Annotated in this window: 8 protein-coding genes; 2 read left to right on the forward strand and 6 right to left on the reverse strand. The window is 63.7% G+C overall.

Annotated features, from left to right (window positions below; genetic code table 11):
* Nucleotides 1-184: 184 nt before the first annotated feature.
* The 6 genes from AC1DYW_RS04445 to AC1DYW_RS04470 all read right to left on the reverse strand — a co-directional run bounded on the left by AC1DYW_RS04445 (nucleotide 185) and on the right by AC1DYW_RS04470 (nucleotide 8070).
* On the reverse strand, nucleotides 185-754 hold the full coding sequence (locus AC1DYW_RS04445) for a NifU family protein (protein WP_095084295.1): 570 nt from the start codon (nucleotides 752-754) through the stop codon (nucleotides 185-187).
* A gap of 192 nt (nucleotides 755-946) precedes the next feature.
* Nucleotides 947-1438, reverse strand: a complete 492-nt coding sequence (locus tag AC1DYW_RS04450; protein WP_095082749.1) for a universal stress protein — start codon at nucleotides 1436-1438, stop codon at nucleotides 947-949.
* Between the two features lie 104 nt (nucleotides 1439-1542).
* Complete coding sequence (gene trpS / locus AC1DYW_RS04455; RefSeq protein ID WP_477225234.1) at nucleotides 1543-2610, reverse strand: tryptophan--tRNA ligase; 1068 nt, start codon at nucleotides 2608-2610, stop codon at nucleotides 1543-1545.
* Between the two features lie 119 nt (nucleotides 2611-2729).
* Complete coding sequence (gene murJ / locus AC1DYW_RS04460; RefSeq protein WP_477225235.1) at nucleotides 2730-4337, reverse strand: murein biosynthesis integral membrane protein MurJ; 1608 nt, start codon at nucleotides 4335-4337, stop codon at nucleotides 2730-2732.
* Between the two features lie 46 nt (nucleotides 4338-4383).
* The gene (locus AC1DYW_RS04465; RefSeq protein WP_477225236.1) at nucleotides 4384-7185 is read right to left on the reverse strand and encodes a [protein-PII] uridylyltransferase; all 2802 of its coding nucleotides are present in this window, start codon (nucleotides 7183-7185) and stop codon (nucleotides 4384-4386) included.
* A 33-nt stretch (nucleotides 7186-7218) separates the two neighbouring features.
* A complete protein-coding gene (locus tag AC1DYW_RS04470) occupies nucleotides 7219-8070 on the reverse strand; it encodes a glycosyltransferase family 25 protein (RefSeq protein WP_477225237.1) in 852 nt (283 codons plus the stop codon).
* A 201-nt stretch (nucleotides 8071-8271) separates the two neighbouring features.
* On the opposite strand from AC1DYW_RS04470, the gene AC1DYW_RS04475 reads away from it, so the two are divergent.
* Together AC1DYW_RS04475 and copM are read left to right on the forward strand one after the other, a co-directional pair.
* Nucleotides 8272-10635: a heavy metal translocating P-type ATPase gene (locus tag AC1DYW_RS04475; RefSeq protein ID WP_477225238.1), complete on the forward strand. Its 2364-nt coding sequence runs from the start codon at nucleotides 8272-8274 to the stop codon at nucleotides 10633-10635.
* 43 nt (nucleotides 10636-10678) lie between these two features.
* Nucleotides 10679-11071 carry a CopM family metallochaperone gene (gene copM / locus AC1DYW_RS04480; protein WP_477225239.1) on the forward strand — a complete coding sequence of 131 codons (393 nt, stop codon included), beginning with the start codon at nucleotides 10679-10681 and terminating at the stop codon, nucleotides 11069-11071.
* The last annotated feature ends 23 nt before the right edge of the window (nucleotides 11072-11094 follow it).

The raw sequence follows: 11094 nt of genomic DNA on the forward strand, positions 1-11094 counted from the left end.
GAAAACCGGTACCGGTTTTCGGCAAAATCATGATCAGATAGAGACGCCTTTCATGCGCGGACCGTCTAGGCAACAACGGACGTCCCAAACAGAAAACCGGGCAATTCGGCCCGGTTTTTTGTTATTTGCGCCTGTTTTTTGCGTTTTATGAATCTGTTTTGCCGGCAAAGCGTCCGGCGGACAATCAGGAAACCTGCTCGACCTGCTGCACTTCCGGCACGAAGTGGCGCAGGAGATTCTGGATACCGTGCTTCAGCGTCGCCGTCGAAGACGGGCAGCCGGCGCAGGCGCCCTTCATGTGCAGGAACACCGTGCCGTTCTCGAAGCCGCGGAAGGTGATGTCGCCGCCATCCTGGGCGACCGCAGGGCGCACCCGCGTGTCGAGCAGTTCCTTGATGGTGATGACGAGTTCCTCGTCGGCCTTGTCGTAGAACTCACCCGTCAGGCTGGTCTCGGCGGCGGGGCCGGCTTTGACCATGACCGGCGCGCCGGACATGAAATGCTCCATGATGGCGCCAAGAATCGCCGGCTTCAGATGCTGCCAGTCGGGGCCGTCCTTGGTCACGGTAATGAAATCGTAGCCGAAGAAAACACCGGTAACTCCGGGGATCTCGAACAGCCGGCCAGCCAGCGGCGAGGCGGTGGCGGCGCTGTCGGCATCGCGGAAATCGGCGGTGCCTTCCAGAAGCACTTCCTTGCCGGGCAGGAATTTCAGCGTCGCCGGATTTGGCGTCGATTCGGTCTGGATGAACATGGCCGTCTCCGTGCCCGTTTCGGGCAACCAGTTTGGAATAGTTCTAAATAGGCTCTATTGGCTGGACATTCAAGCGAAACGCATCGCCGGAACGGCTGGCTGGCGGAATGTTTTTGCGACCTGCGATGCGCTTTGAGGTGCGATTCAGGTCTGGCCGTTTGCAGGCCGGCATCACCCGAATATCGATACATTTCAGGCGAGGCTGTCGATCTCCTCGTCCGACAGGTTCTGCGGCACCACGGTCACCGGGATCGGGAATGCGGCACCCTTGCCGGCCACGGCGCCGACCAGCGGTCCGGGACCTTCCTTGCCGGCGCCGGCGGCCAGCACCAGGATGGCGATGTCCTGGTCTTCCTCGATCAGCTTGTGGATCTCTTCGGTCGGCTTGCCTTCGCGCACCACCATCTCCGGCTCCATGCCGAGCTTCTGGCGTACCTTGTTGGCATAACCGTCGAGCGCGGCGCGCGCCGTGGCATTGGCCTCCTCGCGCATGATCTTCTCGACACCCAGCCAGTGCTGGAAATCGTCCGGCTCGATCACATAGAGCAGCACCAGCATGCCGTTGGTACTCTGCGCCCGCTTCGAGGCGTAGGCGACGGCGCGCTCGCATTCCGGCGTGTCGTCGATGATCGCCAGGAACTTGCGGCGATGGCCGGCTTCGCGGCTGAGGCGTTTGGAGACCATGTCTACGTACTCGGTGTCATTGCTGCCGCAATCTGCCACTGCCGCAGACCGGCGGCAAGCCGCCGGCCTTATGCCAGTGTGGTGCAGTGCACCCGATGTTGGGATCAGCTCTGCAGCAGCCCGATGATGTCGCGCACGGTTTTCATCGTTGCCTCTGCGAGCACACCGGCGCGCTCGCCGCCATCCCTTAGCACCGCGTCGACATAAGCGCGGTCATCGGAAATGCGGCGCATCTCGCTGGCGATCGGCGCCAGCTTCTCCACCGCAAGGTCGGCCAGCGCCGGCTTGAACACCGAAAACTGCTGGCCGGCGAACTCTTTCAGCACGTCTGCCTTCGACATATCGGCAAGACCAGCATAGATGCCGACCAGGTTTTCCGCCTCGGGCCGGCTGGCCAGCCCGTCCAGCTCGCTCGGCAACGCTTCCGGGTCGGTCTTGGCCTTGCGGATCTTCTTCGAGATGGCGTCGGCATCGTCGGTCAGGTTGATGCGCGACAGGTCCGACGGATCCGACTTCGACATCTTCTTCGAGCCGTCGCGCAGTGACATGATGCGCGCCGCCGGCCCGCCGATCACCGGCTCGGTCAGCGGGAAATAGCCGTTGACGGTCTCCTCGCCGACCTGCATCTCGACGCCGACGCCAAGGGCTGCGATGCGGTCGGAAAAGTCGTTGTTGAATTTCTGCGCGATGTCGCGGGTCAGCTCCAGGTGCTGCTTCTGGTCCTCGCCCACCGGGACGTGGGTGGCGCGATAGAGCAGGATGTCGGCAGCCATCAGGCTCGGATAGGCAAGCAGGCCCAGCGAAGCGTTCTCGCGGTCCTTGCCGGCCTTGTCCTTGAACTGCGTCATGCGGTTCATCCAGCCGATGCGCGCCACGCAATTGAAGATCCAGGCGAGTTCTGCATGCTGCATGACCCGCGACTGGTTGAAGACGATGTGCTTCTTCGGGTCGATGCCCGAGGCCAGGAACGCCGCGGTGATCGACCGCGTCTGGTCGGCGAGGTCGTCATAGACGAGCTGTGCGGTCAGCGAATGCAGGTCGACGACGCAATAGATGCAGTCGGAGGTCTCCTGCAGGGCGACGAATTTCTTGATGGCGCCGAGATAGTTGCCGAGATGCAGATTGCCGGTCGGCTGGACACCGGAAAAGACGAGTGGCTTGAAGGCGGTCATGGTTGTTCCCTTGGCTTGTGGAGGGCCGTTTCGCGCGCGGCGAAAGTCTTGCGACGGCGCGCTTATGGACGAACACGACGATACGATCAAGACCGGTTTTGCCGTCGAGTTATCCGGCCCTACTCATCCGGGGCGGTCTTTGGGGCCGGTGGCGCCGCTTTCCCCGATCCCCGCTTGACGTTGCGCCGGATCATGCCGAAATCGGCGCCGCCGGTGGCGAAGGCGGTGATGAAGTAGAGCAGCGCCCCGCCGGCGACGAGCGCCAGAAGCGTCGTCGCCTTGACGACCAGCGGCGCACCCCGGCCGAGCCTGACGGCGAACCAGTGTTCGGCAAAATAAAGTGCCGCCCCCATCACGATCGCCGACAGCACCAGCCGCGGAATGCGTTTCATCAGCGGCACGTCGCGGCCCCAATGGCCACGTCTGATCAAGACGCCGAGCAGCATCAGCGCGTTGACCCATCCGGCGACCGCCGAGGCGACGGCGATGCCGGGCGCGCCCATTTCCGGAAACAGCGTCAGCGCCGTGGTGACGTTCACCGCCACCGAGATGGCGGCGAACATCATCGGCGTGCGGGTGTCCTCGCGGGCGAAATAGCCTGGGGTGAACGCCTTGATCAGCACGAAGGCCGGCAGGCCGAGGCCGAAGATCGCCAGGATCGCCGCCACCGTCGGCGTCGAGTTGTTGGCGGCGAACGCGCCGCGCTCATAGACCAGCCGCACGATCGGCTCCGACATTACCCACAGTGCCGCGGCTGCCGGCAAGGTGAGGAACAGCGTGAACTCGACCGAGCGGTTCTGCAGATTGGCGGCTTCGATCAGGTTGCCCGACTTCAGCGCCCGCGACAGTTCGGGCAACAGCACGATCGCCACCGCCACGCCGACCACGCCGAGCGGCAACTGGTAGATGCGGTCGGCATAGGCGAGCGAGGACACCGCGCTGTTCTGCGCCGAGGCGATCGCAGTGCCGATAAGTTGGTTGATCTGCGTGATGCCGCCGGTGATCGCCGCCGGCAGCGCCAGGATCAGCAGCCGCTTGACCGCGGGCGTCATTTTCGGACGGCGGAAGCCGATCGAGATGCCGGCATGGCGCACCGCCACCCAGACGATCGCCAGTTGCACCAGTCCGGCGGCCAGCACGCCCCAGGACAGTCCGTAGCCGACGGTGAGGGCGTCGGAGCCCTTGTACCAGGCGTATGCGAGCACGCCGATCAGGATGATGTTGAGAAACACCGGCGCCACCGCCGCCGCGAAATAGCGGCGCAGTGAATTCAGCATCCCCGCCATCATGGCGCCCAGCGACATGCAGATCAGGTAGGGGAACATGATCGTCGCCAACGTCACCGTGGTGTCGAATTTTCCCGGTATGCCGGCAAAACCCGGCGCCACCAGGTAGCGTACGATCAGCGGCATCGACAATTCCATGACGATGGTCAGCGCCAGCAGCGCCGTGAACAAGACGCCGAACACTTCCTCCGAGAAGCGCTTGGCGCCTTCGGTGCCGTGTGTCTCGATCTCCTTGGCGAACAGCGGCACGAACGCGGCGTTGAAAGCGCCCTCGGCGAACAGCCGGCGAAAGGTGTTGGGAAACTGGAAGGCGGCGTTGAAGGCGTCGGCGACAGGCCCGGTGCCCAGCGCTGCCGCCATCAGCATCTCGCGGCCGAAGCCGAGCGCGCGGCTCATCAGCGTGCCGGAAGCGACCGTTGCGAATTTCTTGACGAGGCTCATGCTTTCGGGAACTGCCTGCGGAATTGGGACAAAGTGATGGTCGCTGTCACTCGGCGGCGGCCTTGGCCTTGCCGCCACGCTCGGGCGCGACGCCTTCAAGCGCCGCCATCAGCCGGTTGCGGATGGTGGCGATGCGGGTCGGATTGTCGATCTTCTGGCCGGTGAGGTCGGTGACATAGAAGGTGTCGATGACCTTCTCGCCGAAGGTGGTGATGTGGGCCGATGCGATGTCGAGCGACAGGTCGGATAGCGTTCCGGTGATCTCCGAGAGCAGGCCCGGCCGATCCAGCCCCTCGACCTCGATGACCGAAAAACGGTTCGACAGTGCGTTGCGGATTTCGGCGCGCGGTGGGATTTTGAACACCTTGGCGCCGCGCCGCGGCTTGGTCCGCTTCTCGATCATCTCCGGCAGCCAGCTCTTGCCCGACAGCACGTCCTCGATCAGCCGGCCGACGCGCTCGGCACGCCGACGCTCGTCCTCGTCGCGGTCGAATTCCCTCGAGATCAGGATGGTGTCCAAGGCGCGGCCGTCCGACGTGGTGAAGATCTGCGCGTCGACGATGTTGCCGCCGGCTCCGGCGCAGGCCCCGGCGATGACCGAGAGCAGGCGGGGATGGTCCTGCGCCAGCACGGTGATTTCGGTCACTGCCTCGAACTGGTGGGTCTTGACCATGGTGGCGAGCTTGTTGCCCGAAGCGTCCGCTTCGCGGATGAACTCTGCATGGCGCAGCTGATCGGCGAGATCGACGGTCAAAAGGTAATTCTCGTAGTGCAGGGCGACATAGCGCTTGCGGGCCTTGTCCGACCAGTTGGCGAGCGCCTCGGCCAGACGCTCGCGCGCCGCCGCCGTCCGCTGCGCGCGCGACACTTCCGAAAAGCCGCCGGTCAAAAGCAGTTCGGTCTCGTAATAGAGCGTGCGCAGCAACTGGCCCTTCCAGCCGTTCCACACACCGGGTCCGACGCCCCTGATGTCGCAGACGGTGAGGATCAAAAGCAGCTTCAGCCGCTCGACCGATTGCACGATCGCGGCGAAATCCTCGATGGTCTTGCGGTCGTTGAGGTCGCGGGTCTGCGCCGTCATCGACATTACGAGGTGGTTCTCGACCAGCCAGGCGACCGTTTCGGTATCGGCTGGTGACAGCCCCATATGCGGGCAGATGCGCCGGGCGATCCTGGCCCCGGCCTCGGAATGATCCTCCGGCCTGCCTTTGGCGATGTCGTGCAGTAGCACGGCGACATAGAGCGCCTCGCGGCTCTTCTTCAGGCCCGGCATCAGCGTGTGGGAGAGGGGATGGACTTTCTCGCCATCGCCGCGCTCGATCTCGGCCAGCACGCCGATGCAGCGGATCAGGTGCTCGTCCACCGTATAGTGGTGGTACATCGAGAATTGCATCATGGCGACGATCTTGCCGAAATCCGGGATCAGCTTGCCGAGCAGCCCGGCCTCGTTCATGCGCCGCAGATTGAGTTCGGCATTGCGGTCCGAGGTCAGGATGTCGAGGAACAGCCGATTGGCCTCCTCGTCGCGCCGCAGCGACTTGTTGACCAGGCCGAGCGAGCGGGTCAACAGCTTCAGCGCATCGGGATGGAACTCCAGACCGTGCTTGTCGGCGAACCAGAACAACCGCAAGAGATTGACCGGATCGCGCTCGAACACCTGGTCGTCGGCGACGTTGATGCGGTGGTTGTCGACGATGAAGTCAGAGGTGCCGGCAAGCTTGCGCTTGCGCCGCGAGAAGGTGAGGAAGATGCGGTTGAAGCCTGGCACGTGCTTGGCCTGCTCTTCCTCGAGCGCGGCGCAGAAGATGCGGGTCAGGTCGCCGACATCCTTGGCGACGAGGAAGTAGTGCTTCATGAAGCGCTCGACCGCCGACAGGCCGGGATGGCTGGTGTAGCCGAGCCGCTCGGCAATCTCGCGCTGGATGTCGAAATGCAGCCGTTCCTCGGCCTTGCCAGTGAGGAAATGCATGTGGCAGCGCACCGCCCACAGGAAATCCTCGGCCTTCTGGAACTCGCGATATTCGCCCTCAGTGAAGACGCCCTTGTCGACCAGTTCCTCGCCGGTGCGCACGCGGTAGAAATACTTGCCGATCCAGAACAGCGTCTGCAGGTCGCGCAGGCCGCCCTTGCCGTCCTTGACGTTGGGCTCGACGAGATAGCGGCTTTCGCCGGCCTTGGCATGCCGGTCGTCGCGTTCGGCAAGCTTGGCCTGGACATATTCGGGGCCGGTCGTGCGCACCACCTCATGGTCGAAGCGCAGCATCAGCTCGTCATAGAGCTTGAGCTCGCCCCACAGGAAACGCGCCTCGAGGATCGAGGTCCGGATGGTGACGTCGGTGCGCGACAGGCGCAGGCATTCGTCGATGTTGCGGGTGGCGTGGCCAACCTTCAGCCCGAGATCCCACAGCATGTAGAGCATGTACTCTACGGTCTGCTCGCCCCATGGCGTCTGCTTGTAGGGCAACAGGAACAGAAGGTCGATGTCGGAGCCAGGCGCCAGCGTGCCACGGCCATAGCCGCCGACGGCGACGACGGCCATGCGCTCCGCCGAAGACGGATTCTTGACCCGGTAGACATGCGTGACGGCGAAATCGTAAAGCGCCCGGATGATCTCGTCCATGAGGTGCGACAGACGCGCTGCACAGGCACGGCCGCCGCCGTCGTCCCTCAGCATGCGTTCGGCAATGGCGCGTCCATCCGCCAACCGCCCCTTGAGAAGCTGAAGCACGCCGCTGCGCGCGGCCTGTCCAGAGCCGTCCCCCGCGGTGGTCGCGGTCAGCGCCGTCATCTCGCGGCGCAAGGCTTCGCCGTCGATCAGTTCGTCGAGTTTCAGGGAGATTTTCGCCATAGGTACCGGTTGGCCTCGCCTTTTCGGCGGCGTCTATAGCGCCTTTTCGCGGTTGTGGGTATGGGCAGGACGGACACGTTCGCCGTGGCGATAGAACGCTATGAGCCTGTTTCTCTGCTTCAGGAGGCAGAGGTCGACGATCCTGCTCAGCAATTTCCTGGCCTCAGCCCCGATTCTCATCGTCAGCGTCTTGGTCGTGCGCGACCCGGATTGGACACCGGCAAGCCACTGGTCCCGCCGTTCCTCAAGAAGCAGGCTCGGCAGTGCGGCGGACCGCAAGAAGCGTTCCTGCGCGCACAGAGCCGGAATCAGCTGATAGATCGCCTTGCCGGGCGAGGGGGCGAATCTTGGATTGAAGATGACCTGGTCGACGGGACTGCTGAGCTCTGCGGTGCCGTCGATGAGATCACGCGCCGCCTGCCTCGAGAGTATGTAGCCGGCCGCGCCGACGTGATCTCCGTGCAGTCTGGACGTGGAAAAGCCGTGCCCGGCCGGAGAGCGCCGCCATGCGAGCCGGGTCTTCTTGAAGAACGTCTCCAGCTTGACGATCTCGGCATCAGCCGGGATCCAATTGGCGTCGGCAAGCATCGCGCCGGCATTTTCCGAAAAGACGACATCGTCTTCAAAAACGACGCCATAGGCATCGTCGCCATCGGCAATCTTTGCCCAGCAGGCCTTGTGGCTGAGGAAACAGGCGATCTCGGTGTTGGTCAGATGCAACTGCGTCAGCGGATTGAGCCGCATCGGTGTTTGCGGGAGGTCGGATCGGCCCTGGGCGTCGACCGCCGCGACGCGTTCGAAGTCAATGCCGATGCGGGCAAACTCCGACGTCATATGCGCGAGCCGGTCCTGGGACCGGTCGAGGTTTATAACCAGGCACTTCATTGGAAATGGAATCGATGCATTTGGATGCGTTTGGATTGTCGATCGACGGCTCCATAGCACAAGAAGCCACCGCGCATCCGACTTTCTTTGACGGTGGCCTGGCGCCGGCGCCGGCATACGGAAAAAGAAAATTATGCCCTTGACCTTCCAGTTACTGGAAGCACTACCTCCTCATCGAGACGAGGCATCGAGGCATTTTGAATGACGCATTCAGACCATCATCATCACGCGCATGACGGCTGCTGCGCGGCGAAAGCCGCGGCCGGGGAGGCGGCCGTGGTGCGGGATCCTGTCTGCGGCATGACCGTCGACCCTGCGACGGCCAAGCACTCTGTCCGTCATCAAGGTCGGGACTTCTACTTCTGCTCTGCCGGCTGCAAGGCGAAATTCGAGGCGGAACCGCAGAAATATCTTGGCGACAGGGCCGCACCGCCGCCGATGCCCAAGGGCACGCAATACACCTGCCCGATGCATCCCGAAATCATCCGCGACAAGCCCGGCTCCTGCCCGATATGCGGCATGGCGCTGGAGCCGATGGGCGTGCCCACTGGTGATGAAGGACCAAATCCCGAGCTGGTCGATTTCACCAGGCGATTCTGGGTCAGTGCCGTGCTGTCGCTGCCGTTGCTGTTCATCGCCATGGCGCCGATGCTCGGCCTGACGTTCGAGGTATTTGTCGACGAACGCACAATGGTCTGGCTGGAACTGGCGTTGGCCAGCCCCGTCGTGTTGTGGGCGGCGCTGCCCTTTTTCCATCGCGGCTGGGATTCGCTCGTGAACCGCAGCCCCAACATGTGGACGCTGATCTCGCTCGGCGTCGGCGCGGCCTATCTCTACAGCGTCGCAGCCACGCTGTTCCCGGACATTTTTCCGCATCAGTTCCGCAGCCATGGTGGTGCGGTGCCCGTCTATTTCGAGGCCGCCGCCGTCATCGTCGCGCTGGTCTTCCTCGGCCAGGTGCTGGAGCTGCGCGCCCGTGAAAAGACCGGGTCGGCAATCCGCGCTTTGCTTGATCTCGCGCCGAAGACCGCGCGGCTGATCGGTTCCGACGGCTCCGAAGGCGACGTGCCGCTCGACGCGGTCAAGGTGGGCGACCGCCTGCGCATCCGTCCCGGTGACGCCGTGCCGGTCGACGGCACCGTGTTGGAAGGCCGTTCCTCCCTCGACGAATCGATGATCACAGGCGAACCGTTGCCGGTCGAAAAGGCCGAAGGCGATACCCTAACCGCCGGCACGCTCAACAAAAACGGCTCGCTGATCCTGCGTGCCGAGCGGATCGGCGCCGAGACCACGCTGGCGCGCATCGTCGAACTCGTCGCCAAGGCGCAGCGCTCGCGCGCCCCGATCCAGGGGTTGGCCGATCGCGTTTCCTTCTACTTTGTCCCGGCTGTGGTGCTGGTCGCGATCGCCGCCTTCGTCGCCTGGGCTGTCCTTGGCCCCGAACCCAGCCTGATCTTCGCCATCGTCTCGGCGGTGTCGGTGCTGATCATCGCTTGCCCCTGCGCGCTCGGCCTCGCCACGCCGATGTCGATCATGACCGCCACCGGGCGCGGCGCCCATGCCGGCGTGCTGATCAAGGAAGCCGCCGCGCTCGAACGCTTCGCTTCCGTCGACACACTGATCGTCGACAAGACGGGCACGCTGACCGAAGGCCGGCCGAAACTGACCGATGTCGTTGCCGCAAACGGCTTTTCCGAAGACGAATTGCTGGCCCTTGCCGCCGGCCTGGAAAAGGGCTCGGAGCATCCGCTGGCCGAAGCCATCGTCGAAGGCGCCGGTACGCGCGGCCTGGAGATCGCCGACGCCAGCGGCTTCGAGGCCGTCACCGGCAAGGGCGTTTCCGGCACCGTGTCGGGAAAGAAGGTCGCGCTCGGCAATGCGGCGATGATGACCGATCTCGGCATCGACACCGCGTCCGTCTCCGCCAGGTCCGAAACGCTGCAGACCGAAGGCAGGACCGTGATGTTCGTTGCCGTAGGCGACAAACTGGCCGGCATCGTCGCTGTCGCCGACCCCGTCAAGGCGACCACCGCCGAAGCGATCCGGGCCCTGCGTGACAGCGGCCTGAGGATCGTCATGGCGACCGGCGACAATGAACGTACTGCAAAAGCGATCGCCAGGAGCCTCGGCATCGATGAGGTTCGCGCCGGACTGCTGCCGGAACAGAAGGCAGCCCTGGTCGAAGAGCTGCGTGCCAGGAGCAAAGGCGTCGCCATGGCCGGCGACGGCGTCAACGACGCCCCCGCCCTTGCCGCCGCCGATGTCGGGATCGCCATGGGCACCGGCGCCGACGTCGCCGTCGAAAGCGCCGGCATCACTCTGGTCAAGGGCGACCTCAACGGCATCGTGCGGGCGCGTACGCTCGCCCAGGCGACGATCCGCAACATCCGCCAGAACCTGTTCTTCGCCTTCCTCTACAACGTGCTCGGCGTACCCGTCGCCGCCGGTGTGCTCTATCCGCTCACCGGCACGCTTTTGTCGCCGATGCTGGCGGCGGCGGCGATGAGCCTGTCCTCGGTGTCGGTGATATCCAACGCATTGCGGCTGAGAGCGTTGAAACTCTGAGCAAAGCCCCCAAATACGAAACCCACTCAACAGGAGACCATGAATGACCTTGGCTAAAAAACTCGTCCTTTTGCTGATGGCTGCCGGAATGCTGCTTGCCGTCTTCCTCGAAAGCGTTCCGGCGCAGAGTGAAGAGATGAAACACGACATGGGTGCCATGACGGCGGATGCGACCAGCCCTTCGACCGAAGGCTACAAGGCGGCCATGGACAAGATGCATGCCGATATGATGGCGTTGCAAAATACTGGCAATGCTGATGTCGATTTCGTCCGTGGCATGATCCCGCACCATCAGGGTGCCATCGACATGGCCAAGGTCGAGCTTGCCAACGGCAAGGACCCGGAGATCCGCAAGCTGGCCGAGGGGGTCATCGCCGCGCAGGAAGCCGAGATCAAGCAGATGCAGGGCTGGCTCGCAGCCCATCCGGTGAAATAAGCCTTTTCGCGAAGCCAGGATTC

Source organism: Mesorhizobium sp. P2_D5 (genome assembly GCF_056404355.1).